The organism is Pseudoxanthomonas sp. UC19_8 (genome assembly GCF_042700505.1).
GTDB classification, from domain to species: domain Bacteria; phylum Pseudomonadota; class Gammaproteobacteria; order Xanthomonadales; family Xanthomonadaceae; genus Pseudoxanthomonas_A; species Pseudoxanthomonas_A winnipegensis.
In genome coordinates, this window is record NZ_CP170559.1 from 850541 (window position 1) to 876995 (window position 26455).

Genomic DNA, 26455 nt, shown 5'->3' on the forward strand with positions numbered 1-26455 from the left:
CATCCGGGCCTGGGCAGCCGGGCCGCGGCCGGCGCGGCCAAGACCATGGCCGGGCAGGGCGCGCGCATGGTCGTGCAGTTCGGCGGGATCATCCTGCTGGCGCGCCTGCTGAGCCCGGAAGACTACGGCGTCATGGCGATGGTGACCGCGCTGGTCGGCATCTGCGAGATCCTGCGCGACTTCGGTCTGTCCTCGGCCGCGATCCAGGCCAAGAGCCTGTCCAAGGCGCAGCGCGACAACCTGTTCTGGATGAACAGCGCCATCGGCCTGATGCTGGGCCTGGCGGTGTTCGCGGGCGCCGGCTGGATCGCGCGCTTCTATCACGAGCCGCGCCTGGCGGCGGTCAGCCAGGTCATGTCGGTGACCTTCCTGCTCAGCGGCATGAACACCCAGTACCGCGCGCATCTGAGTCGTGAGCTGATGTTCGGTCGCCTGGCGCTGAGCGATGTCGGCGGACAGTCGCTGGGACTGATCGCGGCGGTGATCGCCGCGCTGGCCGGCCTGGGCTATTGGGCGCTGGTGATCCAGCAGGTGGTCGGCGGCGCGGTCGGCCTGCTGGTCGCGATGGTCGCCGCGCGCTGGCTGCCCGGGCGCCCGCAGCGCGGCGTGGAGATGCGCCACTTCCTCAGCTTCGGCTGGAACCTGATGGCCGCCCAGGCGCTGGGCTACGCCAGCCAGAACATCGGTCAGGTGCTGATCGGCTATCGCCTCGGCGCCGAGGCGCTGGGCCTGTACAACCGCGCCTTCCAGCTGCTGATGATGCCGCTGAACCAGATCAACGCGCCGGCCACCACCGTGGCCCTGCCGGTGCTGTCCAAGCTGCAGGACGAGCGCGAACGCTATTCGACCTTCCTGCTGCGCGGGCAGACGGTGATGGTCCATCTGATCGTGGCCATCTTCGCCTTCGCCTGCGCGCAGGGCGAGCCGCTGATCCGGCTGTTCCTGGGCGAGCAGTGGTGCGGGGCGGTGCCGATCTTCCAGGTGCTGACGCTGGGCGGCGTGTTCCAGGTCGTGGCCTATGCGACCTACTGGGTGTTCCTGTCGCTGGGCCTGATGCGCGCGCAGCTGATCTACTCGGTGATCGCACGCGCGCTGCTGATCGTGTGCATCCTGCGTCGGATCGCACTGGGGCGCGCTGGGCGTGGCGATCGGCTATGCGCTGGGACTGGCGCTGATGTGGCCGATGTCGGTGATCTGGGTCACCCGGGTCGGCCAGGCGCCGGGCAGGGCGATGTTCAATAACGGGCTGCGGGCGCTGGTCGGCTATGGCCTGTGCGGCGCGGCCTCGTGGGCGGCGGCGCGGCACTGGGCGCAGACGCCGGTGCTGGAGCTGGCGATCGGCTTCGTGGCGATCGTGCTGGCGTTCGGCTTGGTGTGCCTGCTGTGGCCGGCGTTCCGGCGGGACGTGGCCACGATCCTGAGCAGCCGCGAGCTGCTGCGTCGGCGCGGCTCGGCCGCGTGATGGAGTTCCCACTTCGCATCTCGCGCTCGATTTAAGGCCGCGCGGGTTCAGTTTCGGCGTCGATAACGCCTCCTGGCTCATGTTCGGTGAACGCGCCGCAGGTCAGCCTCGCTGGTGTGACCGGCCGATTCCAGGCCCCGGGCCGTGATTTTTGCGACGCAGCACCCGGACTTGGATGTGGCGGCCGACACATGCTTGCTGTCGCTGCAGGCCACGCCGCTGTAGCGACCGTATCCGCTCTCCATCCCCCCACTGGAGTTGCCATGCCGGCCCTCGACGCTTCGCCTTCCGCCACCGCGCGCACGATCCCCGCCTCCGCCACCGCCAAGCCGCGGTCGGGCCAAGAGCAGACGCGCTATCTGGTGCTGTCCGCTCACGACTACCGCACCCCGCGACGCGCCAATATCCACTTCATCGCCGACGAGCTGGCCAAGCGCGGCCCCACGCGCTTCTTCTCCCTGCGTTACAGCCGCCTGTCCAAGTACAAGCAAGATCTTCGCTTGCCGCTGGACGCGACCGCCAATCAGGTCGTCCTCCACAAGGGCGTGGAGTGCTATCTGTGGCGCACGCTGGTGCATCCGTTCAATACCCGGCGCGCGTGGCTGCGTCCGATCGAGAACCTGATGTTCCGCGCCTACGCGGCGCGCCCGCCGGCGCAGCTGGTGCAGTGGATCCGCGAGTCGGATGTCATCGTGCTGGAGAGCGGCACGGCCGTGGCCTTCATCCGCCTGTGCAAGCAGCTCAATCCGAACGCGCGCCTGGTGTATCGCGCCTCCGACGGGTTGAGCACGATCGAGGTGGCGCAGTACATCACACGCGAGTTCGACAACGTCTGCGGCATGCTCGACGCGATCGCGCTGGTATCGCCGGTGATGGCCGAGGAGATCAACAGCCAGCACAACGTCTATCACGTCGGTCATGGCGTCGATCCCGGACTGGACAAGCTGGGCGATCCCAATCCTTATCCGGACACCGGCATCCATGCGGTCTCGGTGGGCTCGATGCTGTTCGATCCGATCTTCATTGCCCAGGCCAGCCATGCCTTCCCGCAGGTGACCTTCCATGTGATCGGCTCGGGCCAGGGGCGCGATCCGGACTATGGCGACAACGTCATCGTCTACGGCGAGATGAAGCACACCGACGTGGTGCGTTACATGAAGCACGCGCGCTTTGGCATCGCGCCCTATGCCTCCGAACAGGTGCCCGCGTATCTGGCGGACAGTTCGATGAAGCTGCTGCAGTACGATTTCTTCGGACTGCCGGCGGTCTGCCCGCATGCGGTGGTCGGCGGCTACGCCTCGCGCTTCGGCTATACGCCGGGCGATGCGGGCTCGATCCGCGCGGCCATCGAACAGGCCCTGGCCGCCCCGCACGTGCGCCACCGCCAGTGCCTGGACTGGCCGCAGACCACCGATCGCCTGCTCGAACCCGAGCGCTATCCGGAAATCCGCGTCACGGCCTGAACAGGGTGACCGGCGCCGTGAGGGGTTTGCGTTCATTGGGATGACCCCGGCGCCGGATCGGCCGTCCGGGGCCCAGTGCGCACACGGACGTCCTGCCCGGATCCCTGTTTCGATGTGGCCGCATCCGAGGTGCGCCACGCATCGCCCATTTCCCCCCGGTGATTGAATGCTCGTTTTTCCCAGCCATCCCAACGACCTCGATGCACAGGCCGAGCGCCTGCCTCTGGGCGGCTATCCGGTCATCAGCACGCGCCTGCCGGTGTTCACCGCCGCCTTGCTGCGCGCCCTGGAACTGGGCGATCGCCAGCGGGTGTTCTTCGCCAACACCAACTTCGTCGTCGAGTGCCAGGCGCTGCGCCCGCAGATGCATGCGGCCGGGGTGACCATCGTCAACGACGGCATCGGCATGGATCTGGCCGCGATGCTGGTGCATCGCCGTCGCTTCGCCGAGAACCTCAACGGCACCGACCTGATCCCGCGCCTGTGCCAGTCCAGCAGCCGGCCGCTGCGCTTCTTCCTGCTCGGCGGCAAGCCGGGCGTCGGCGAGGCCGCCGCACGCGCGCTGGAGAGCGTGCACGGTCAGCAGATCGTCGGCGTCTGCGACGGCTATGCGCAGATGCGCGCCCAGGGCGAGGGCCTGGTGGACACCATCAACGCCGCGGCGCCGGACGTGCTGCTGGTCGCGCTGGGCAATCCGATCCAGGAGCGGTGGATCCTCGAGCACAGCGCCGCGCTGCAGGTGCCGCTCGCCTTCGGCGTGGGGGCGTTGCTGGATTTCCTTTCCGGCAACGCCAAGCGCGCGCCGCAGTGGGTGCAGAAGCTGCACATGGAGTGGGCCTACCGCCTGCTGCACGAGCCGCGGCGCCTGATCAAGCGGTATTCGGTGGATCTGTTCACCTTCTTCGGCGTCTGCCTGCGCGCGGCGCGGGCCGATCGCGCGGACTGAAGGCAACCCTGTCCGCGCAGTGAAGCGCAGCCGCAAGGTGTCGCGGCGCGCGCCGGGCGCAGGGGAGGCATATGCGCGCCGCTGCTAGCATGCCGCCATGACGCAGGACATCGATCAGCTCATCGCCGCGCTGCAGCTCGCGCCGCATCCCGAAGGCGGCTACTACCGGCGCATCCACGCCTCGCAGTTGGAAGTGCTGCACGCCGGGCGCCTGCGCCCGGCCATGACGGCCATCCACTTCCTGCTGCGCCGGGGCCAGCGCAGCCGCTGGCACCGGGTCGATGCGGACGAGGGCTGGCACTGGCGGCAGGGCGGGCCCCTGCAGCTGCAGATCTTCGATCCGGAGAACGATACGCTGCAGACGCTCGCATTGAGCGCTGATGCTTCCGCGATGGCCGTCGTCCCGGCGGGGCACTGGCAGCGTGCGTGGACCGAGGCGCCTTACGCGCTGGTGGACTGCACCGTCGCGCCCGGCTTCGTCTGGGAAGGCTTCGCGCTGCTCGATGCCGCGCCGCAGATCGCTGAACGCTTGCACGCCCTGGGCGCGCCGGACCTGGATTGAAACGCGGGCGCGCCCCGTAAGATCCGGCCATCGGCGCCGGCCGGCGTCCCTGCAGGAGGTCCTTGTATGCGCAAGCTGCGCCTGAGTCTGGTCGCGCCGCTGTTGCTATTCGTGCTGTCTGCCTCCGCGCAGCAGGCGACGCCGCCGCCGGCCAGCGAGCCTGCGATCACCGACCTGGCGCCGATGACGGTCTCGGGCGTGCAGCCGGGCCCGGGCCTGTGGAAAATCAGCCGCGATGGCCATGTGCTGTGGGTGCTGGGCACGCTGACGCCGTTGCCCAAGCGCATGGACTGGCGTTCGACCGAGGTGGAATCGGCCATCGCCGGCTCGCAGGAGCTGCTGCTGCCGCCGAGCATGTCGCTGGACACCGGGCGCGGCATGTTCGGCAACTTGTTCCTGCTGCCGTCGCTGTTCAAGGCGGCCAAGAATCCCGACGGCCAGACCCTGCAGGAAGTCGTTCCGGCGTCCGAGTACGCGCGCTGGAGCGCGCTCAAGGCGCGCTACCTGGGGCGCGACCGCAGCGTCGAGCAGCGCCGTCCGATCTTCGCCGCGCTGGAGCTGTACAAGGCGGCGATGAAGGACGCCGCGCTCAGCACCGACAACATCGTGGCCGAGCGGGTGCAGACCCTGGCCAAGCGCGCCGGCCTGAAGGTCACCTCCGTGGTGGCGACCGCCAGGCTGGAGGATCCCAAGGCGGCGATCCGCGAATTCCAGCGCACCGGGCTCGACGACCGCAGCTGCTTCAGCCGTACGCTGGACGTGCTCGAGCACGAGATCGGTGCGATGCGCGCCCAGGCCAACGCCTGGGCGGTCGGCGACATCGACACCTTGCGCATCGCCCCGCAGGCGACCCAGTACGGCGTGTGCCAGGCGGCGATCAGCGAGAGCGGCCTGGCGCGCAAGCTGGGCCTCAGCACGCTGCGCCAGCAGTCGCTGGACCTGTGGCTGGAGAAGGCCCAGGCGGCGCTGGCCCAGCATCAGGGCACCGTGGCGCTGCTGCCGATGGGCCTGATCCTGGGCCGCAACAATCTGATCGACGCGCTCAAGGCGCGCGGCTACACGGTCGAGGCGCCCGACGCGCAGTGAGGTCGCCGGGCGCGCGCCGATCGCGCGCCCGGCAGGGCGGCGTCAGCGCGCCGCGGTCAGCGGCGTCGCGCCGGCCTGCAGTTGCGGCCAGCGCGCCAGCAACGCGCGGCGAATGCCGGCTGCGTCCAGCCCGGCTTCGGCCAGCAGCTGTTCGCGGCTGGCGTGGTGCTGGAAGGCATCGGGCAGGCCCAGGTGCAGCATCGGTACGACCAGGCCCTCGGCGTTGAGCAGTTCGGCCACGCCCGAGCCCGCGCCGCCGGCCACCACGTTGTCTTCCAGGGTCACCAGGCCGTCGTGGCTGCGCGCCAGTTCCAGCACCAGCTCGCGGTCCAGCGGCTTGATGAAGCGCATGTTGACCACGGTCAGGCCCAGCTCGCGCGCGACCTGCTCGGCGGCCGGCACGATGGCGCCGAAGGCCAGCAGCGCGACCTGCCGGCCGCGCTGGCGCAGCTGCGCCTTGCCGATCGGCAGCGTGTCCAGGGTCGGTTCGACCGCCACGCCGGGGCCGGTGCCGCGCGGATAGCGCACCGCGGTCGGGCCGGGATGGCGGAAGCCGGTGGACAGCATCTGCCGGCATTCGTTCTCGTCGGCCGGCGCCATGATCAGCATGTGCGGCACGCAGCGCAGGAAGCTCAGGTCCAGGTTGCCCGCATGCGTGGCGCCGTCCGGGCCGACCACGCCGCCGCGGTCGATGGCGAACAGCACGTCCAGCTGCTGGATCGCCACATCGTGCACCAGCTGGTCGTAGGCGCGCTGCAGGAAGGTCGAGTAGATCGCCACCACCGGCTTGGCGCCGTCGCAGGCCATGCCCGCAGCCAGCGTCACTGCGTGCTGTTCGGCGATGGCCACGTCGAAATAGCGATCGGGGAATTCCTTGGAGAAGCGCACCAGCCCCGAGCCCTCGCGCATGGCCGGGGTGATGCCCAGCAGCAGCGGATCGGCGGCGGCCATGTCGCACAGCCAGTCGCTGAAGACGTCGGTGTAGGTGGACTTCTTCGCGGGCGCCACGGTGGGCAGGCCCTTGGTCGGGTCGAAGGGGCCGACCGCGTGATAGCCGATCTGGTCGCCCTCGGCGCGCTCGTAGCCCTTGCCCTTGGTGGTGATCACGTGCAGTAGCTGCGGCCCCTTGAGGCCCTTGAGCGTCTTCAGCGCGCCCACCAGCGCCGGCACGTCATGGCCGTCGATCGGGCCGGTGTAGTGGAAGCCCATCTGCTCGAACAGCGTGGACGGCACGAACATGCCCTTCCAGTGCTCCTCCCAGCGCCGCATGAAGCGCGCCGGGGGCTTGCGCTTGTCGCCGAGCAGCTTCTTGCCGCCCTCGCGCAGGGCGTTGAGCGTGCGCGAGGAGCTCATCCGCCCCAGCAGCTGGGTCAAGGCGCCGACGTTTTCGGAGATCGACATCTGGTTGTCGTTGAGGATCACCAGCAGGTCGGGCTCTTCCTCCATGCCGCCGGCATGGTTGAGCGCCTCGAAGGCCATGCCCGCGGTCATCGCGCCGTCGCCGATCACCGCCACCGTGCGACGGCCGTTGCCGGCGCGCGCGTTGGCGATGGCCATGCCCAGCGCGGCCGAGATCGAGGTCGACGAATGGCCGACGCCGAAGGTGTCGTACTCGGATTCCTCGCGCTTGGGGAACGGCGCCACGCCATCGGCCTGCTTGACCGTGTGGATCGCGTCGCGGCGGCCGGTGAGGATCTTGTGCGGATAGGTCTGGTGGCCGACGTCCCAGACCAGGCGGTCGTTGGGCGTCTCGTACAGATAGTGCAGGGCGACGGTCAGCTCGATCACGCCCAGGCCGGCGGCGAAATGGCCACCGCTGCGGCCGACCGACTCGATCAGGTAGGCGCGCAGCTCGTCGGCGATGGCGGTCAGCTCGGCCTCGTCGAAGCGGCGCAGGTCGGCGGGCGTCTCGATCCTTGACAGGCGGGGATAGCGGGTAGCGTCGATCATCGTGGCCGTCGGCAATGCAGTTGCGCATTTTCCTCCCCCGGGAAGGGAGGGGCAAGCAAGGCGGTCAGTCTGGGATCATCCCGGGACGCGGCGCGTGAAGTACGACCCCGCTGGCCCGCTTCGGCCTCAGGCCGACAGGCGCGAGCGCTTGGGCAGGTGCGTCTTCAGGAAGGCCATCTGGTCGGCCAGGATGTTGCGGTTGGACAGGATCAGGTGCTCGATCCAGCTCGGCCGGTAGGGCACGGCCAGCAGCGGCATGTGCGCCTGCTGCGGGGTGCGGTTGGCCTTGCGCGAGTTGCAGTGGAAGCAGGCGCTGACCACGTTTTCCCAGACATCGCGTCCGCCCTTGGACACCGGCAGCACGTGGTCGCGGGTCAGCAGCTGGCGCGAGAAGGTCTGGCCGCAGTACAGGCACAGGTGGTCGTCGCGTGCGAACAGCGCCTGGTTGGTCAGCGCGGGCGTGGGCGAGAGCCCGGCCGCGCGCGCATGGCCGCGCGAGGCGACGATGGGATGCAGCTCGATATAGCTCTGCTGGCCGGTCAGGCGGTTGAGCCCGCCGCGCACGGTCAGGCAGGGATCGCCCAGGGTCCAGGCCACCGCATCGCGCGCGTACAGGCAGGTCGCGTCCTGCCAGTTGATCCAGTCCCGCACGCGACCATGCGCATCCAGCGACAGGAAACGCACGCTGGAAGGACGCGCCAGTGCGGAGAGAGAGGCGGGGAGGCCATCGGCCGGGGACGATGCATCCGGCAGGGCGCCGTCGATCAGGACCGGGTTGCCGGAGTCGTCCGAATGAAGCTGAGCGGTGTCTGCTTCCATCGGGGAAACAGCTTATACCCGATGGATGACGAATTGTGTACTGGCCCCAACGCAGCGCGCTCCGGAGTTTCCCCGGAGCGCGCTGGCGCGATGCCCTCAGGCGTCGAAGCGTGACGCGTCCATGGCCATCAGCGAGTCGGCACCGGCGCGAATGGCGGCGGCGTGGGCCAGCGTGCGCGGCAGGATGCGCGCGTAGTAGAAGCGCGCGGTTTCCAGCTTGGCCTGCCTGAAGGCCGCATCGTGCTGCGAGGCCTGCGCGGCCACCACGCTGCGCGCCCACCAGTAGGCCAGCACGACATAGCCCGAATAGAACAGATAGTCGGTGCTGGCCGCGCCCAGCTCCTCGGGATTGGCGGCCGCGCGCTTGAGCACGTCCTGGGTCAGCGCGCCCCATTCGGCGGCCTTCTCGCGCAGCGGGCCGAGGAACTCGGCCACCGCCGCATCGCCCTGGTGGGCGCTGGCGAACTGCTCGATCAGGCCCAGGAACAGCTTCAGCCCGGCCGCGCCGCTGGCGGCGGTCTTGCGCCCGATCAGGTCCAGCGACTGGATGCCGGTGGTGCCTTCGTAGAGGGTGGTGATGCGCGCATCGCGGGCCAGCTGCTCCATGCCGTGTTCGTGGATGTAGCCATGGCCGCCGAAGCACTGCAGCGCGTTGTAGGTGTTCTCGATGCTCCACTCGGTCTGGCAGGCCTTGGAGATCGGGGTGAGGAAGCCGGCCAGGACGTCCGCCTGCTCGCGCTCGGCCGGGTCGGTGGCGTGATGGGCGATGTCGACCTGGGTGCCGGCGTGCAGGGCGAGCAGGCGCGCGCCTTCGGTCAGGGCCTTGATCGACAGCAGCATCCGGCGCACGTCGGGGTGGACGATGATCGGGTCGGCCGGCTTGTCGGGGAACTTGGGACCGGACAGCGAGCGGGTCTGCAGACGCTCGCGCGCATAGGTCAGGGCGTTCTGGTAGGCGCGCTCGGACAGGCCGATGCCCTGCAGGCCCACGCCCAGGCGCGCGGTGTTCATCATGGTGAACATGGCCTGCAGGCCCTTGTGCGGCTGGCCGACCAGATAGCCCTCGGCGCCATCGAAGTTCATCACGCAGGTCACCGAGCCCTTGATGCCCATCTTGTGCTCGATCGAGCCGCAGCGCAGTGCGTTGCGCGCGCCGACCGTGCCGTCGCGGGCGACCTGGAACTTGGGCACCACGAACAGCGAGATGCCCTTGGCCCCGGCCGGCGCGTCGGGCAGCTTGGCCAGCACCAGGTGGACGATGTTGTCGACCAGGTCATGCTCGCCGGCGGTGATGAAGATCTTGGTGCCGGTGATGGCGTAGCGCTCATCGCCCAGCGGCTCGGCGCGGGTGCGCAGCAGGCCCAGATCGGTGCCGCAGTGCGGTTCGGTCAGGCACATTGTGCCGGTCCAGCGGCCCTCGACCAGCGGCTTGAGGAACACCTCCTGCTGCCAGGGCTGGCCGTGGAACTTCAGCGCCTCGATCGCCCCGTGCGAGAGCAGCGGGAAGTTGCCCAGGCCAGGTTGGCGGCGTTGATCATCTCGCCCAGCGGCACGCCCACGGTGTGCGGCAGGCCCTGGCCGCCGAATTCGGTGGCCGCGGTCAGGCCGGTCCAGCCTCCCTCGGCGAATTGGGCATAAGCCTCCTTGAAGCCGGTCGGCGTGGTGACCTCGCCGGTGGCCGCGTACAGGGTGCAGCCTTCCTCGTCGCCGACGCGGTTGAGCGGGGCCAGTACGGTGGTGGTGAAGCGGCCAGCCTCCTCCAGCACCGCGTCGATCAGCTCGGCGTTGGCGTCCGCGAAGCCCAGCCGGGCGAACAGGGGCTCGACGTCCAGCACGTCGTAGAGGGCGAAACGGACGTCTTTCAACGGGGCGCGGTAGCTGCTCATGCGGATGCTCTTGGTGGCGGCGCGGGCCGCCTCCCGGCCCGCTTCGGCCGCCAAGCATACTACTGCGTATGGAGCGGCGCCGACCCCGCGGCTCCGGCGCGGTGCGGGGACGCGGCGCCGTCAGTCCAGCAGGCCGTGGCGGACCGCGTAGCGCACCAGTTCGGCCGTGTTGCGCACCGACAGCTTGTTCAGCACGCGGAAGCGGTGGTTCTCGGCCGTCTTGGTGCTGATGTCCAGGCGCCGGGCGATTTCCTTGGTGGTCTGGCCCTCGACGATGAGGTGGAACACCTCGCGCTCGCGTGAGGTCAGCGCCTGGTAGGGGTCGTCCAGCTCGCGCCCGGGCTGCTGGATCTGCGCGGCCAGGGCGAGCGCGGCCTGCGGGCTGAAGTGACCCTGGCCGGCGTGCAGGTTGCGCACGGCGGCGATCAGTTCGGCCGTGGCGGCCTCCTTGAGCAGATAGCCGGCGGCGCCGGCGCGCACGGCGTGCAGCACGTATTCGTGCTCCTCGTGCATGGTCAGCACCAGCACGCGCGCCTCGGGGACGTCGCTGCGCAGCCGGCGGATCACGTCGATCCCGTTGAGCCGGGGCATCGAGATGTCCACCACCACCACGTCGGGCTGGCAGGTCTGCGCGGCCGCGACCGCGGCGACGCCGTCGGCGGCCTGGGCCACGACCTGGATGCCGCCGGCCGCCTGCAACAGGCTGGCCAGACTCTCCCGGACCAGGGTGTGGTCGTCGGCCAGCAGGACGCGGATCGGAGCTGTTGGCATGCGGGACCGGTAGGGAGCGATGCCAAATCGTTCGGCGCACGTGACATCCGATGTCCTGCGTTTGTCGTATGCGGACGCGGATTTGTCAATTGGGCGATGGAGTCATTCGCCCGAGAGCGGCACGCGCACCTGCACGCAGGTTCCGGCGCCGGGCGAGGACACCAGCCGGAAACTGCCGCCGCCCAGGCGCAGGCGCTCGCGCAGGCCGCCCAGCCCGCTGCCGCCGCTGGTCAACGCCAGCGCCGGGTCGCAACCCACGCCGTCGTCGACGATCTGCATGTGCGCCCAGTCGTCGTGCGCGACCAGGCGCAGGAGGATCGAGCGCGAGCGCGCATGCTTGAGCGCGTTGTTGAGCGACTCCTGCGCGGCGCGGAACAGCAGGGTCTGGCGCGCGTCGTCCATGGCCGGCAGCGGGCCGATCTCCAGGCTGACCTGCGGCCCGCCGGCCTCGGACTGGCTGCGCGCCAGCCAGCGCAGCGCGGCCTCCAGGCCCAGGTCGTCCAGGATCGGCGGGCGCAGCAGGCGCGACAGATGCCGGGTGTCCTCCAGGGTCTGGGTGCACAGCGCGATGGCGCTTTCCACCTGCGCGCGCAGCGGCGCCTGCGCCGGCCCCAGCGCGGTGCCGAGCAGGGCCAGGCGATGCTTGAGCACGGTGAGGTTCTGGCCGACGCCGTCGTGCAGCTCGCGCGCCAGGCGCCGGCGTTCGTCCTCCTGCACCTTGACCACCGCGCGGCCCAGCCGGCGGAACTCGCGCTCGTTGGCTTCCAGCCGGTCGAGCAGGGCCTGGTAGCGCGCGGCGTCGTCGGTGCCGCTCATCGCGCACCCGCCTGCGCCGGCAGGCCGGCCAGCAGCGTGCGCCGCGCGGCGTCGGCGGCGGCCTCGGCGCGCGCGGCGGCATCGGTCTGGCCGAGCCGCGCCAGGCGCTGCGCGGCCTGGGCATGCAGATCGGCGGCGAACAGCACATCGCCCCGGCGCAGCAGCTGCTGCGCCTCGCGATAGCGCGCCTGCACCTGGGCATCGGCGCCGTCGCGCAGCGCGCTCAGCAGGAACTGCAGGCGCAGGCCGACATGGCCGAGCCGGGCGATATCGTCGTCGAGCGCGGCCAGGGCCGCCTCGTCGTGCGCGCCCTGCAGGCGCGCCTGCAGCTGCAGCAGGCGCACGCCGGAGGCATCGGCCAGGCGGGTGGCCTCGGCCAGCGCCTGGTGCGCGCCGCGGGCATCGCCGCGCAGGCTGGCCAGCTGCGCCTGCAGCAGGGCGCGGGCGGCCTGCTGCTCTTCGGAGACCTCGTCGAACAGCTTGGCGTCCTGTTCCAGCTCGGTCGTGGCCCGCGCCGGCTGCCCGGCCGCCAGCCACAGCTGCGCGCGCAGCACTGCCACATCGGCGCGGCCGCGCTGGTCGTCGCGCTGTTCGAACAGCGTCGCCGCCTGGTCGGCCTGGGCCAGGCCTTCGGCCAGATGCCCCTGCCAGTAGGCCAACTCGGCCAGGTTGCGGCGGGTGACGGCGACCTCTTCGAACATCTGGTGCGCCTCGGCCGTGCGCAGCGCGGACTGCAGCCGGGTGGCCGCGTCCTGCCACTGGCCGCGCGCGGTGGCCAGCAGGCCGAGGTTCTGTTCGATGCGCACCTGGCCGGTGACATCGTCCAGCGCGCGGTAGGCCGAGGCGGCCTGCTGCCAAAAAGCAGCGGCACTGTCGTAGTCGCCGAGCTGGAAGTTGGCGAAGCCGATGTTGTTGTAGGTCTGCGCGGTGCCGCGCGCATTGCCGACCTGCTGCCAGGCCTGCAGGGCGTCGCGGAAGGCCTGCAGCGCCTGCGCATAGTCGCCGCGCTCCTCGGCCAGCAGGCCGGCTTCGTTGTGGGTCGCGGCCAGGCCGCCGCGGTCGCCCAGTGCCTGGTAGAGGGTGCGCGCCTGCTCGAGGCGGGCGGCGGCGGCGGCGAAGTCGCCGCGCACGCTGGCGATGCCGGCCAGGTTGCGCAGGCTGGTGGCCACGCCGCGGCGGTTGCCGACCTGGGTGCGCAGTTCGACCGCGCGGGTGTACTGCTCCTCGGCGGCCTTGCTCTGGCCCAGGCGGCCGTAGCCGACGCCCAGCGCGTTGACGGTCTCGGCCTCGCCGGCCAGATCGCGTCCGCGGCGGAACAGCAGCTGGGCGCGCAGCAGGTAGTCGTCCACGGCCTTGGCGGCGTCGCCGGCGAGGATGGACTGCTTGCCCAGCTCGAACCACACCCGCGGGTCGTTCGGGTCGCGCTTGCTCAGGGCCAGCAGCCGCGCGCGCGCCGCATCGCCCTGGCCTGCGGCGGCCTGGGCGCGGGCCAGGTCGAGCTGGGCCTGGGCATCGTCGGGCCTGGCATCGGCGATGGCCTGCCACGCCGTCAGCGCGGCCTCCGCATCGCCCTCGGCGCTGGCGCGCATGGCGGTAAGCATCTGCGCACTGCGCGGCCAGGTCCTGGAATCGAACGGGCGTGCCAGCAGTGCATCGGCCTGATCGTCCTCGCCGATCGCCTCGGCGGCGCGCACCTGGGCCAGGCGCAGCGGCAGGACGTCCGGCGCGGCATCGGCGGCCTGGGTCAGGGCCGTCAGGCGCGGCGCGCCCTGGCTCTGCGCGCGTGCGATGCCGGCGCGGCCCAAGGCCTGCAGCGCGGTGTCCGACGGCGGGGCGGGCCAGGGCGTGGGATCGAGGCCGAGCGCCGCGCCCAGCGTGGCCAGCCAGCCGGCCGCCGCGGCGCTGGCCGTGCCGGCGATCGGGCCTGCCAGCGTGCGCGGGGCGCCGTCCGCGCCGTCCAGCGTGGCGCTGAAGCGCCAGCCCTGCGCGTCGTGCCGTACGCGTGGAGCGATCACCTGGCGCGCGGCGGCCGCGCGGCGCAGGGCGGGCAGGTCCGGTCTGGCCTGGCCGGTCGGGTCGACCGAGCGCAGCGCCTGCAGCGTGCGGTCCGCATCGACCACGGCCGTGCGCGCTTCCAGCGCATCGCGCAGCCAGGCGCCGAGACCTTCGCGCAGGATCGGGTCGAGGTCGCCGGCCAGCGGCAGCACCAGCGTGCGCGCCAGCGGCGCGACGACCGGGGCCGCGGCCGCGGCCGGCGCACGCGCGTACTGCCACGACCAGCCGGCCCAGCCGATCAGCGCCACGCCGACCACCGCGGCCGCCACCAGCGCGATGCGTCGCCAGCCCGGGGCCTCCCGTTCCACATGGCGCCGGTCGATGGCGGCCACCACCTGCGCCGCGTCCTGCAGGCGCGCACGCGGCTGCGAACGCAGCAGCCGGTCGACCAGCCGCACGACCCACGGCGGAGTCTCCGGGCGGGCGCGGCTGACCGGTTCGGGCGTGCGCAGCATGCGCTGAGCCAGCACCTCGGCCATGGTGCCGTTGGCGAAGGGCAGCTGCCCGGTCAGCATCTCGTGCAGGATCAACCCCAGCGCGTACAGGTCGCTGCGCGGGTCGACCGTCTCGCCGCGCGCCTGCTCCGGCGAGAGGTAGTCCGGCGTGCCCACGATGGCGCCCGAGTGCCGGGTCAACCCGCTGCTGGCCATCGAGCGGGCGACGCCGAAATCGTTGATCGAGGCATTGCCCTCCGCATCGAGCAGCACGTTGGCCGGCTTGAGATCGCGATGGACCACGGCGCGCGCATGCGCGGCCTGCAGGCCCAGCGCGATCTGCCGCGCGATGGACAGGGCGCGTTCGATGGGCAGTGGCCCTTCGCGTGCGAGCAGGGCCTCGAGCGATTCGCCCGCCACGTAGTCCATGCTGATCAGCCAGCGGCCCTGGTGTTCGGCCAGGTCGTGGATGCGCACCACGTGCGGGCTGGAGACCTGGCGCGCCAGCAGCAGCTCCTGGCGGAAACGCTCGAACACCTGCGGCCGCTCGGCCAGCTCCGGGCGCAGCACCTTGATGGCGACCGGGACCTCCAGGGTCAGGTCGTTGGCCAGATAGACCATGCCCATGCCGCCCATGCCGAGCAGGCGCTCGACACGGAAGCGGCCGGCCAGCACCTGCCCGCTCGCCAGGACATCGTGCAGGTGCAGGCCGGTGGCGGTGGGCGCGTCGGACATCAGGCCGAGGCGTGTTCGGTGCGGTCGCGCGCGCCGCGTGCGACCAGCCACAGCGCGCAGCGTTCGCAGAAGGCCTGCAGCAGTTCCATGTCCAGGGCGGTGATGGCCGCGCCGGGGCGCGTGCTGTCCGCGTACAGCGCGCCGATCACCCGCTCGCCGTCGCACAGCGGCAGGCAGGCCAGCGCGCTGATGCCGGAGGCCATCACCGATTCGCGCGTGGACAGCCAGGGCAGGTGGCCGATGTCGTGGGCCACGGTGCCTAGGCCCTGCTCGAGCGCGCGCTGCAGCGCGCCGGTGCTGCCGCCGAAGTCGCGCGGACTGCGCGTGCCGCAGGCGGCGGCCACGCGCGGCGCCTCCTGCCCGGCCAGCACCAGATAGCCGCGGTCGCACTGGGCCAGTTCGGTCACCGCGTGGACGCTGGCGCTGAGCATGTCGTCCAGATCCAGCGCCTGGCCGACGCCATGGGTGAGGGCGGTGGCGCGCGTGCGGCGGGCCTGGGCGCGGCCGGCCTCGCGCGCGGCGTCCTCGTCCCCCAGCGGGGTGAACTCGACGTAGATGTCGCCGAAGCGCAGCCACGCCGCGCCGGCCAGCCGCGCCGGCGCTTCCACGCGCAGGCTGTCGCGGAAGCTGCCGTTCTTGCTGCCCAGATCGTTCAACTCCCAGCCCAGCCCGTCGCTGCAGAGCCGGGCGTGGCTGCGCGAGACCGAAGGATGGGAGAGCTGCAGGCCGTTGCCCTCGGCGCGGCCGATGGTCAAGGCCGCGCCTTCGCGCAGCAGCAGCGAAGGCGCGGGCGCATCGGGCAGGTAGGCGATCAGGCGTGCGGGCATTGCGCGAGCGTAAAGCAATGCGGCGCTGCTAAAGCGCCCGAAGAGCGTGTCATGGGCTTTGACGTGGGTGCGAAGCCGCCTGGGGCGCGTCGAGTCAAGGCGCGCGACGCCGCCCAGGCTGGCCGCCTGGGCAAGGTGCGCAACACAGGATCGGCGCGCCCCAGGCGACTTCCCGGAGGGTTGGCCATCAGCGGCACGGAGCCGGCGCCGCGCGGCTTACCTTGGCGCCCAGCCAAGGCTGCGCCACGCGACACCGGCTCCGCACCGCTGATGGCCAACGCATCTCACGTCAAAGCCCATGACACGCTCTAAGGATCGTAAAGACGCTGATAGTCGATCGAGAAGCGCAGGGTGGCCGCGCCCGCCAGCAGCGCGCCGGCCGGGTTGCCGGCATGGTCGCCGGCGCTCCACACCTGCGGGATGCCGGTGCCGGCCTGCGCGGAGACGCGTTCGCGGAAGCTGTCCACCGCCACGGTCGCGGCGGTGAAGTCGCCGGCGGCCAGCGCGGCGGTGATCGTGTCCAGATAGCCGTCCAGCGGGCCGGCCTGCGGCGGCAGGGCATCGACCAGCTCGCGCAGCTTGCTCAGCTTGTCGGCCACGACGGTGTGGGTGGGGCGCAGGTCGCTGACCAGCAGGAACTGCGAGAACCCGTCGGTGGTGCCGCGCGAGCGCACGCTGCCGGGGGAGATTTCGTCGGTGATGTCGCGGAACGCGCCACCCAGCGGGGCCTTGAACAGGCGCAGCGTCGAGCCGGCGGTGTAGGGCAGCACGTGGGTATGCAGCTCCACGCGCACCAGCTTTTTGAAACTTAAGCCCCCGGCCACCGGCGGTTCGACCGTGATCAGCAGCGGCAGCGGCTGGGTCAGCTGGACCACGGTGCCGGGCAGGCGGGCGGTCAGCGCGCCGAGTTCCGGCCCGCTCAGCAGCCGGGCGCTGATGCCCAGGTTCTCGGCGCTGAGGTTGCTGGCCTGGTCGAAGTTGATGGTCAGGTCGGCCAGCGGTGCGTTCGGCGCTCCGATGGCGACGGTGGCGGTATCGCCGGCGATGGCCACGTTGACCGGCACGATCTGGGCGGCGGCGGCCCCCGAGAGCAGCAACCCGGCGACCAGCAGCAGGCGAGATGCGAACAGCGGGAATCGAGTCATGGCGCGAACCTTGTCGATGGCGTGCAGCCGGCCCTGGACCGGCTACGGGCGGAAGGCCCCGCGGGGCCAGTGGTCAGGATCATAACCAGCCAAGAACAGGGATGCGCGTCACTGAGGGTTTTTACCCAGGGCCGCTGGGGGCAATACCGGATTGGCGTGCCCGGAGCCCGGGGGCAACGTGTGCTCACCCCGTTACGGGTCCCACTTTTCGGAGCCACGCACATGTCCCTGTCCCGCCCCGTTCTCTCCCTGAGCGTCTGTGCAGTCCTCGGCGCCATGGGCGCCTTCTCCACCGCCCACGCCGCCGCGCGCCTGGACGCGCAGCTGCAGTCCAAGATCACCAGCGCCGCGGCCGACGCGCCGCTGCAGGTGGTCATCACCTACAAGCAGAGCACCGCGCCGACCGCCTCGCAGCTGGCCGACCTCAAGGCGCTGGGCATCACCGAGGGCGTGGCGATGCGCGCGCTGCCCATCGCCGGCGCGGTGGCCACGCCGGCCGAGATCAAGGCGCTGGCCGCGCGCGACGACGTGGCCTCGATCTACTACAACGCGCCGCTGAAGTACTACGACGTGGAGGCCAACAAGATCACCGGTGTCACGCGCGCCTACGACAACCCGGGCGACTTCGGCCGTGCGGTGCCCTACAGCGGCCGTGGCGTGGGCGTGGTGATCAACGACTCGGGCATCGACGGCACCAATACCGACGTGGCCTACGGCTCGCACGTGGTGCAGAACGTGCTGGCCAACACCAACCTGGCCACGTTCGATTCGATGCTGCCGATCACCTATGTGGAGAACGTGCCCAATACCGATCTGGGCTCGGGCCACGGCACGCACTGCGCCGGCATCGTCGGCGGCACCGGCGGGCACTCCAATGGCGTCTACCGGGGCGTGGCGCCCGGCGCCAGCCTGGTCGGCTACGGCTCGGGCGCGGTGTTGCTGATCCTCGATGCGGTCGGTGGCCTGGACTATGCGCTGGTGCACCAGTTCAGCTTCAAGGACCCGATCCGCGTGGTCAGCAACTCCTGGGGCACCTCGGGCAAGTTCGATCCCACCGATCCGGTGTCGGTCTCCACCTACGAGCTGTACAAGCACGGCATCGTCAGCGTGTTCGCCGCCGGCAACGACGGCCCCAGCGAGGACACCCACAATCCCTATGCGCAGGCGCCGTGGGTGATCTCGGTGGCCGCCGGCGAGAAGGACGGCACGCTGGCCGGCTTCTCCTCGCGCGGCAAGCGCGGCGAGAGCGGCACCTTCACCATGGCCGACGGCAAGCAGTGGACCTATTTCAACGAGCCGACCATCACCGCGCCGGGCGTGGACATCATCTCCACCCGCGCGCTGACCGGCGCGCTGCCGCCGCTGGCCGCGCAGGACGACGTGGCCGCCCTGTCGCCGGCGCAGCTGCCGTTCTACACGGTGATGAGCGGTACCTCGATGGCGACCCCGCACGTGGCCGGCATCATCGCGCTGATGCTGGAGGCCAACCCGGACCTGACCCCGGCCCAGGTCAAGGACATCCTGGAGCGCACGGCGACCAACATGCCCGGCCGCGCCTATTGGGAGGCCGGCGCCGGTTACGTCAATGCCTACGACGCGCTGATGGAGGCCGCCAAGCTGCGCTCGGGCTATGGCAGCACGGTCAATTCGCTGAAGACCTTCAACAGCAACGCGCTGCTGTCGCCGGGCAGCTCGCAGCCGTTCGAGGTGCTGTTCACGCCGGTGGGCGAGCCGCAGTACCAGACCTTCGAGGTCGGCGACAACGTGGCCTGGGTCACCGCCAGCGCGACCATGACTGGCACGACCGCCGCCCTGGTGCTGACCGATCCGGACGGCGAGCGCTACGGTTCGTCCATCGCCCTGCCGGTGCTGGGCAGCACGGTCAAGGCGAGCGCACCGGGCAAGAAGGGCACCTGGAAGATCAGCGTCAGCGGCATCGGCTCGATCGGCGGCGTGGCGGTCGATCCGCTGCGCGTCACCAACGGTGTGTCGGCGCCGGGCGTGGTCTCGGGCACGATCGAGTTCACCAACAGCGCCGGCTTCAGCGGTCTGAAGGATGTGCCGACTTCCAGCGCCTATCGTGGTGCGGTGGAGTACGCGGTCTCCAACCGCATGATGGACGGTTCGTCCAACGGCAACTTCCGTCCCAACGATGCGCTGACCCGTGCCGAGCTGGCGCAGTATCTGGTCATGGGGGCCGGTATTCGCCAATCGCTGCCGGCGCCGGGCAAGGTCAGCTTCACCGGACTGTCGACCAAGGACCCGAGCTATGCGGCGGCCGAGGCGGTGGTGGCCAAGGGGGCGGTGCTGCGTGACCTGTCGCAGAGTCAGGCCGGGGTGATGGGCCTGGTCAGCGGCAACTTCAAGCCGGCCGACAAGGTCACCAAGCTGCAGCTGGCCTATTCGCTGGTGCAGTCGCTGGGTCTGCAGGACACGGCGGTGAACTTCAATGGCACGCTGTCGGTCACCTACAACGGCAAGCAGCTGCCGATCGAGGACGTGGGCAGCATCCCGGCCAGCCTGCGTGGCTATGTCCAGTCGGCGCTGGACAACGGCATCCTCAACGCGCGCTACACCGTGACGCAGGGGGCGACGGATCTGCAGCCGACGCTGCACGCCTACTTCGACCCGACCAGCCTGGTCACGCGTGGCGCCTACGCGGTCACGGCGGGGCGCTTCCTGGACGTCAGCCGCCCGACCGAGGATTGATCGGGCCTGCGACGCGATACTGCGGCGCCATGGATGGCGCGCGAAACGCCCCGCCTAGTGCGGGGCGTTTTTTTGGGAGTGCTTCTTATGAGAGGCGACTGTGGCGAGTGGCCCTCGTTGGCTTCGGAAGGGCAGCGGTCCGGCGGGCAGTGGCCGCTTATCCCTCAATCAGGGCGTTCTGCCCTGATTCGGGCGCTCGGCCTCCTGCCTCGCTAGGCGCGGCCATTGCCCGCCGGCCCGCTGCCTCGCGCGTCAGGTCACAGCACTTCGGTTTGCGAGGGCGTTCGAACCCTTTCCTCGCGCACAAGGCGATCAGTGACGGAACGTTATCGACTTGAGGCCCCCTCCCTTTCGCCGTAGGCGAAGGGGAGGGATGGGGAGGGGACGGGGCTTTACCGGTCTAGCCACCGAAGCAAGAGCAAAAGCACCCCACCCCGGCCCTCCCCTTCGCCTTCGGCGAAAGGGAGGGGCAGAGCGCTTGCTTAATGCGTTCGGATCGTAAGAAGCCCTGACTCTTCCGACCGCAGAGCCTCGGCCCAGCTGGGCACGCGGAGAGCGGCGAGGATGGCCGGCGGCAGCGATGGCATGCGAAACATCCACGCGGATCGCCGACCCGCTCCTACCTGTAGAGCGGAGCTCGCTCCGCTGGGGCCTTCCCCACGAACCGAACAAAGAGCAGCGGAGCAAGCTCCGCTCTACGGGCAGGCCGCTGCGAGATTTGAGGAGACAGTTGCTTCCACCGAAGCAGGAGGCGCAGTCAGGCCTTTCCCAAGCGTCAGCCATGAAGGAATCGCCGAGCCGAGCGCCGCGCCCGGCCAGGCACGCCGCCTGGCGAAGTCCGCTCTACCGCTTCGCCGCGCCCCAGCGAAGAACCGCTGCTTAGCGCAGCACGCCAGCCAGGCCCGGCGCGGCGCTCAGGCTGCTGTGCATGTCCAGCTCGAAGCTGCGCACGCTCTGGTCCTCGGGCGTGGCGCGCACCGTGCCCTTGAGGGTGTAGGGCAGCGGCTGGCCGCTGGCCAGGGCGCCGGCCACGGCCATGCGCGCGTTGGCCGAGGGGATGAAGTTCACGCCGACCACGTCGGCCGCCTCGGGTCCGATGGTGTAGCCGGGGGTGGCGCGCAGCGGGCCGGCGTCCTGGCCGGCGACGGTCACCGCCAGGTCGATGTCCTCGAAGCGCATCGGGATGCTGCTGTAGTTCTGCAGGCGCAGTTCGACCTGCCAGCGCCCGTCGGTGCCGACCGTCACCTGCTGCAGGCTGACGGCCGGTTCGGACACGCGTTTGACCAGGCCGCGGTGGCAGGCGGTCAGGGCGATGGCGCAGAGCAGGAGCAGCAGGAAACGATGGGCACGGGGCATGGGCAGGAACCGGCGTGATCAGGACGCGGGCGAGGATACACGCGGGGGTGGCCGGCCTTCAGCGCAGGGGCGCGCTGACCACCAGGTCGGACAGGTCGTAGCCGAGCTGGCCGGCGCGCAGCTTGATCGCCTCGAACAGTGTGCGGTCCATGGTCGGCTCGCGCGAAAGGATCCAAAAGTAGTCTCGGCCCGGCTCGCCGACCACGGCCCAGGTGTAGTCCGGGTCCAGGTCGATCACCCAGTAGTCCGCCCACACCCACGGCAGCCAGGACAGCCAGCCGGGCGCGAAGCGCACCTGCAGCTGGCCGGGCTGGCCGGCGACCGGGCGCGCCTCGCCGTCGGCCACGATCCGGTGGCCGTCCTTGCCCATACAAGCGTTGCGCACTCCCAGGTGCCCGGCGGCGCGCAGGGTGTAGGTGGCGGTGATCTCGCCTGCGCAATCTTCCTGGACGCGGTTGGGCAGGTGGGCGATCTCGTGCCACTGCCCGGCGTAACGGGAGATGTCGAGCGCGGGCACCGAGGAGAGCGCCGGCTCGGCGGCAGGCGACGAGCCGGGCAGCCACAGCGCCAGCAATGCCAGGCAGGACAGCGGGGTGGGAATGCGGAACATGCGGGCCTCCGTCGGGGACGCCCAGTTTGGCCCAGCGAGGGCTCGCCCGCGAGGCGCACCTGCACGACTTCAAGGCGATTGCGGTCGGCACGGGCGTCGCCCCAACAGCGAGACGCTGATGGGTGCCCACGTCTCTGGATCAGGCGGGTAGCGGAAGGGGCCGGATGGCGTCACGCCGCCGGCGATCAGCGGTAGCGCGGGGTGCCGTCCGGGGAGATGTTGTCGATGGACTCCAGCAGGCGGCGCATGCGCTCTTCCATGTCCGCGCGCGACACGGACGGGGCGGTGGAGGGAATCGTGCGCAGCAGCGCGCCGTCTGGCCCATAGACCATCAGCACGCCGCGCAGGCAGCGATTCGACGTGTCCACCAGAAACGAGGTCACCACCTCGTAGTCCCCGACCCTGCGTTCCAATCGTTCCCCCGTCGCAGTTGAACCCAGGCTCCAGCGTAAGCCCGCTCATGCGAAAAACCCGTCACAGTTTGGTGGTGAGCGGGTGACGATGGACAGTGCGATCGCGGGAAGCGAAGTCCGGGCGGCGGGGCCACTCCGGCGCCCCGCCGCCCGCCGCCATCAGGCGCCCGGCTGCGAGGCCGCGCTGGCGTCCGGATGCGAAGAGCGCCGCCGCAGCTTGCGCGACAGCCATTCGCCGATGTCGTCGATCAGGGTGAAGGCCGCCGGGATCACGATCAGGCTCAGCAGGGTGGAGGTGACCAGACCGCCGATCACGGCGATGGCCATCGGCGCTCGGAAGCTGGAATCGCCAGCGAAGCCCAGCGCGATCGGCATCATGCCCGCGCCCATGGCCAGGGTGGTCATGATGATCGGCTGGGCGCGCTTGCGGCAGGCATCGATCAGGGCGTCGTGCTGGCTGAGGCCGTGTTCGTCCTCGGCGATCACCGCGTAATCCACCAGCAGGATCGAGTTCTTGGTGGCGATGCCGATCAGCATCAGCAGGCCGATCAGGGCCGGCAGCGAGAGCATGTTCTGAGTGAGCAGCAGCGCGCCGAACGCACCGCCCGCGCACAGCGGCACAGCGATCAGGATGGTCAGCGGCATCAGCGCGTGGTTGAACAGCAGCAACAGCACCATGTAGATGCACGCGATGCCGGCGGCCATGGCCAGCAGGAAGCCGACGAACAGTTCCACGAACACCTCCGCATCGCCGGTGTTGAGGAAGCTCACGCCCGGCGGCAGGTGCTGCACGCTGGGCAGCTTCTGCACCGTCTCCATCACATCGCCCAGCGGCCGGCCGTTGAGCTCGGCGGTGAGGGTCACGTTGCGCTGGCGCTGGTAGCGCGAGATCTGCGAGGGGCCGCTGCCCAGCTCGATGTCGGCGACCGCCGCCAGCGGCACCGACCCATAGCGGCCGGGCACGCGCAGCTGGCCGATCAGCGCGGGGTTGGACAGCGTGGCCTGCGAGAATCCGACGCGGATCGGCACCTGGCGATCGGGCAGGTTGAGCTTGGCCAGGCGCTGCTCGTAGTCGCCCGCCGTGGCGATGCGGGCCGCCTCGGCGATGTCGGCGGTGGACACGCCCAGGTCCGCCGCCCGCGCCGGGTTGGGCACGATCTGGATCTCCGGGCGCAGCAGCGAGGCGGTCGAGGTCACGCTGCCCAGCCCCGGGATGTCGCGCAGGTCGCGTTCCAGCGCCAGCGAGGCGTCCTGCAGGTGCTGCGGATCGTCGCCGGACAGCACCAGCTGCAGCAGGTTGCCCGGTTCGGAACTGACATAGCTCACGCGCACGCCGGGCAGATCGGCCAGCCGCGCCCGCGCGTCGCGCTCCAGCGCGCGCTGGTCGCGCTTGCGCGTATCGGCCGCGCCCCAATCCAGCACCAGGGTCGCCTTGCGCGGATCGGCCACGCCGGTGGTGGAGGGGTCGCCCAGGTCCAGCACGCTGCCCACGGCGGTGTAGACCTGCTTGAGCTCGGGCATGTCCTTGAGCAGGGCGCGCGCGCGTTCGGCCACGGCCACGGTGTCCTCCAGCCGCGTGCCCGGCGGCAGTTCCAGGCTGAGGTTGCTGCGGCCCAGGTCGGACTGCGGGATGAAGGTCGCCGGGATCAGCGGCACCAGCGCCAGCGAGGCCACGAACAGCCCGGCCGCGATCCACAGCGTGCGCCCGCGATGGCGCAGCGCCGCGTCCACCCAGCCCAGGTACCAGGTCATCAGCCGCGACTCGCCCTTTTCCTCACCATGCGGCTTGAGCAGGTAGGCGGCCATCATCGGCGTGAGCAGGCGCGCGACCAGCAGCGAGAACAGCACCGCGGTGGCCGCAGTCCAGCCGAACTCGCGGAAGAACTTGCCGGCGATGCCCGGCATGAAGGCCACCGGCACGAACACCGCCGCCAGCGTCAGCGAGGTGGCGATGACGGCGTTGCCGATCTCGCCGGCGGCCTCGCGTGCGGCCTCCAGCGGCGCCTTGCCCATGCGCAGGTGACGCACGATGTTCTCGATCTCCACGATCGCATCGTCGACCAGGATGCCGACCACCACCGACAGCGCCAGCAGGGTGATGATGTTGAGCGTGAAGCCGAACCAGTGCATCACCGCGAAGGTCGGGATGATCGACAGCGGCAGGGCCAGCGCCGAGACCCAGGTCGCGCGCCAGTCGCGCAGGAAGGCCCACACCACCAGCAGCGCCAGCAGCGCGCCTTCGTAGAGCATGGTCATCGACGAATCGTAGGAGCGATGGGTCTCGTCGATGGCCGTGGTGACCAGGCGGAAGTCCACGCCGGGGTGGGACGCCTTGAGCGCGTCCAGCGCCTTGTGCACGCCGGCCTCGACCTTGACCTCGCTGGAGCCGCGCGTGCGCGACATCGAGAAGGCCACCACCTCCTTGCCATCCAGCAGCGCGGCCTGGGTGGGGTCGGCCGCCGCGTCGGTGACCGTGGCCAGCGCCGACAGGCGCACCGAGCGCCCGTCCGGCAGGCTGATCGAGTAGTCGCGCAGCGCCTGCGCGTCGGCGACCGTGCCCAGCGTGCGGATGGTCTGCTGCGCGCCGTCCAGCTCGGCCTTGCCGCCGGCGCGTTCGACCTGGATCTTGGCCAGCTGCTGGGAGACAGCGCCGGCGGTGATGCCGAAGGCGAGCAGGGCGTTGGGATCCAGGTCCACGCGCACCTGACGCTCGACGCCGCCCACGCGCGTGACCCGCGCCACGCCGGGCACGCCGTACATCGCGCGCGAGATCTCGCGGTCAACGAACCAGCTGGCTTCGTCCGGGCTCATCTGCGGGGCGACCAGCGCGTAGGTCATCAGCGAGCCGCCGATGTCGACCTTGGAGATCACCGGCTCCTGGATGTCCTGCGGCAGGTCGGTGCGGATGCGGGTGACCGCATCGCGCGTATCGTCCAGCGCGGTGCCGAGATCGGCCTCCAGCTGGAACTCGATGCTGGTGGTGCTGACGCCCTCGCTGACCGTGGACATCACGCGCTTGACGTTGTTGATCGTGGCCACCGAGTCCTCGACCTTGCGCGTGACCTCGGCCTCCAGCTGGCTGGGCGAGGCGCCCGGCTGGGTCACCGTGACGGTGGTCATCGGAAAGGCGATGTCGGGGAAGCGCGCGACCGGCAGCGCGTGGAAGCCCCACAGGCCGGCCACGCACAGCACGAAGAACAGCATCAGCGCCGGCAGCGGCCGGCGGATGGCCCAGGCGGAGAAGTTCATGGCGCGCGCGCCCCCTTGCCGGCCTCGACCACGCGCACGCGGTCGCCGTCGCCGAGGAAGCCCGCGCCCTCGGACACGACCTGCTCGCCGTCCTTCAGGCCTTCGACGATCTCGGTGCGGGCCTGCACGGTCTGGCCGGTGCGCACGCGCCGGCGGGCCACGCTGCCCTTGTCCTTGAGCGTGAACACATAGCTGTGGCCGTCGCGCTGGACGATGGCCGCGCTGGGCACCATCAGCGCCTGGCCATCGCCGGTGAGGATGCGGCCTTCGACGAAGGTGCCCGGCTTGAGGGGGCCGGGCGCGGGCAGGTCCGCATACACCGTGCCGGTGCGCGTCTGCGCATCCACGCCCGGGGTCACCGCGCGCACGCGGCCGGCGATCGGCTGGCCGGCATAGGTCAGGGCGACCGGGTTGCCGACGGCCACGTCGGCCAGCTGCGCTTCGGGCAGTTCGGCGCGCCATTCCAGGCGGCCGTCGCGGATCAGGCGCAGCAGCTCGCTGCCGGCCGCGACGACCTGGCCGGGCTGGATCAGCCGCTTGGAGATCACGCCATCGGCGGGCGCACGCAGCTCGGCGAAATCGCGCTGCAGCCGCGCCGCGTCCAGCGCGGCGCGCGCGGTCGCCAGCTGCGCCCGGGCCTGGGTCGCGGTGGCGCGCAGCTCGTCCAGGTCGCTGGCGCTGATCAGCTGCGAGGCCGCGAGCTTCTCGCCACGCGTCTGCTTGGCCCGCGCCAGTTCCAGCGCGGCCTTGGCCTGCTGGGCGGCGGCATCGGCCTGGGCCACCTCGCTGTCGAGCGTTCGATGGTCCAGCTCCAGCAGGACCTGGCCCCGCTTCACCGTCTGGCCGACATCGACGTTGAGACGCGTGATGCGCTGGCCGCTCAGTTCGACGCCGAGCTGCATCTCCTCATACGCCGACACCGGGCCGGACACGATCACGCTGCGCGCCAGCGGATAGATGCGTGCCGGCGTCAGCGCAACGGCGAGTGCCGAGGAGCCCTCCACGGGCTTGTCCTTGGCACCGCCGCCACAGGCGGCGAACAGGGGCAGGGCGGCGAACAGCAGGGACCAACGCAGGAGTGGCGCACGCATAGAGGAACCAGAGGCAAGAGGTGGAGTGCTGGCTGGTGCTTGGGCGCCGGTCGGCCCGCACATGGCTGGT

General features: G+C 70.7%; 17 protein-coding genes and 2 pseudogenes. 6 read left to right on the top strand and 13 right to left on the bottom strand.

The window, feature by feature from the left end:
• Window positions 1–45 precede the first annotated feature (45 nt).
• From ACFJIT_RS03645 to ACFJIT_RS03665, 5 genes and pseudogenes are all read left to right on the top strand, one after another.
• Window positions 46–1462 (top strand): annotated as a pseudogene (locus ACFJIT_RS03645) (lipopolysaccharide biosynthesis protein).
• 263 nt (window positions 1463–1725) lie between these two features.
• Entirely contained in the window at window positions 1726–2925 is a 1200-nt protein-coding gene (locus tag ACFJIT_RS03650; protein WP_379655070.1) for a glycosyltransferase family 1 protein, read from the top strand.
• A 166-nt stretch (window positions 2926–3091) separates the two neighbouring features.
• Complete coding sequence (locus ACFJIT_RS03655) at window positions 3092–3871, top strand: WecB/TagA/CpsF family glycosyltransferase (protein WP_379655071.1); 780 nt, start codon at window positions 3092–3094, stop codon at window positions 3869–3871.
• A gap of 97 nt (window positions 3872–3968) precedes the next feature.
• Entirely contained in the window at window positions 3969–4433 is a 465-nt protein-coding gene (locus ACFJIT_RS03660) for a cupin domain-containing protein (RefSeq protein ID WP_130517560.1), read from the top strand.
• A 66-nt stretch (window positions 4434–4499) separates the two neighbouring features.
• A complete protein-coding gene (locus ACFJIT_RS03665) occupies window positions 4500–5519 on the top strand; it encodes a TraB/GumN family protein (RefSeq protein WP_379655072.1) in 1020 nt (339 codons plus the stop codon).
• Window positions 5520–5561: 42 nt separating this feature from the next.
• Here the strand turns inward: ACFJIT_RS03665 and dxs are convergent, their stop codons facing one another.
• From dxs to ACFJIT_RS03705, 8 genes and pseudogenes are all read right to left on the bottom strand, one after another.
• Entirely contained in the window at window positions 5562–7469 is a 1908-nt protein-coding gene (gene dxs / locus ACFJIT_RS03670) for a 1-deoxy-D-xylulose-5-phosphate synthase (RefSeq protein ID WP_379655073.1), read from the bottom strand.
• 126 nt (window positions 7470–7595) lie between these two features.
• Window positions 7596–8288, bottom strand: a complete 693-nt coding sequence (locus ACFJIT_RS03675; protein WP_379655074.1) for an HNH endonuclease — start codon at window positions 8286–8288, stop codon at window positions 7596–7598.
• Window positions 8289–8384: 96 nt separating this feature from the next.
• Window positions 8385–10174, bottom strand: a pseudogene (locus ACFJIT_RS03680) (acyl-CoA dehydrogenase C-terminal domain-containing protein).
• 120 nt (window positions 10175–10294) lie between these two features.
• Window positions 10295–10945, bottom strand: a complete 651-nt coding sequence (locus tag ACFJIT_RS03685) for a response regulator transcription factor (protein WP_130517566.1) — start codon at window positions 10943–10945, stop codon at window positions 10295–10297.
• Window positions 10946–11047: 102 nt separating this feature from the next.
• The gene (locus ACFJIT_RS03690; RefSeq protein WP_130517568.1) at window positions 11048–11761 is read right to left on the bottom strand and encodes a sensor histidine kinase; all 714 of its coding nucleotides are present in this window, start codon (window positions 11759–11761) and stop codon (window positions 11048–11050) included.
• Window positions 11758–14985, bottom strand: a complete 3228-nt coding sequence (locus ACFJIT_RS03695) for a protein kinase (protein ID WP_379655075.1) — start codon at window positions 14983–14985, stop codon at window positions 11758–11760. The genes ACFJIT_RS03690 and ACFJIT_RS03695 overlap by 4 nt, the downstream gene beginning before the upstream one ends.
• Complete coding sequence (locus ACFJIT_RS03700; protein WP_379655076.1) at window positions 14985–15812, bottom strand: FHA domain-containing protein; 828 nt, start codon at window positions 15810–15812, stop codon at window positions 14985–14987. Before ACFJIT_RS03700 ends, ACFJIT_RS03695 begins: the two co-directional genes overlap by 1 nt.
• A 308-nt stretch (window positions 15813–16120) precedes the next feature.
• The gene (locus ACFJIT_RS03705; protein ID WP_379655077.1) at window positions 16121–16957 is read right to left on the bottom strand and encodes a DUF6689 family protein; all 837 of its coding nucleotides are present in this window, start codon (window positions 16955–16957) and stop codon (window positions 16121–16123) included.
• A 222-nt stretch (window positions 16958–17179) separates the two neighbouring features.
• Between ACFJIT_RS03705 and ACFJIT_RS03710 the strand changes: the two genes are divergently transcribed.
• Window positions 17180–19666 (top strand): S8 family serine peptidase, encoded by a 2487-nt coding sequence (locus tag ACFJIT_RS03710; RefSeq protein ID WP_379655078.1) that lies wholly within the window; start codon window positions 17180–17182, stop codon window positions 19664–19666.
• Between the two features lie 879 nt (window positions 19667–20545).
• Here the strand turns inward: ACFJIT_RS03710 and ACFJIT_RS03715 are convergent.
• From ACFJIT_RS03715 to ACFJIT_RS03735, 5 genes are all read right to left on the bottom strand, one after another.
• Window positions 20546–21022 carry an LEA type 2 family protein gene (locus ACFJIT_RS03715; RefSeq protein ID WP_379655079.1) on the bottom strand — a complete coding sequence of 159 codons (477 nt, stop codon included), beginning with the start codon at window positions 21020–21022 and terminating at the stop codon, window positions 20546–20548.
• 58 nt (window positions 21023–21080) lie between these two features.
• Complete coding sequence (locus ACFJIT_RS03720; RefSeq protein WP_379655080.1) at window positions 21081–21632, bottom strand: lipocalin family protein; 552 nt, start codon at window positions 21630–21632, stop codon at window positions 21081–21083.
• Window positions 21633–21817: 185 nt separating this feature from the next.
• A complete protein-coding gene (locus ACFJIT_RS03725) occupies window positions 21818–22045 on the bottom strand; it encodes a hypothetical protein (RefSeq protein ID WP_379655081.1) in 228 nt (75 codons plus the stop codon).
• 159 nt (window positions 22046–22204) lie between these two features.
• Window positions 22205–25294 (bottom strand): efflux RND transporter permease subunit, encoded by a 3090-nt coding sequence (locus ACFJIT_RS03730; protein WP_379655082.1) that lies wholly within the window; start codon window positions 25292–25294, stop codon window positions 22205–22207.
• Window positions 25291–26385: an efflux RND transporter periplasmic adaptor subunit gene (locus ACFJIT_RS03735; protein ID WP_379655083.1), complete on the bottom strand. Its 1095-nt coding sequence runs from the start codon at window positions 26383–26385 to the stop codon at window positions 25291–25293. The genes ACFJIT_RS03730 and ACFJIT_RS03735 overlap by 4 nt, the downstream gene beginning before the upstream one ends.
• Window positions 26386–26455: the final 70 nt, after the last annotated feature.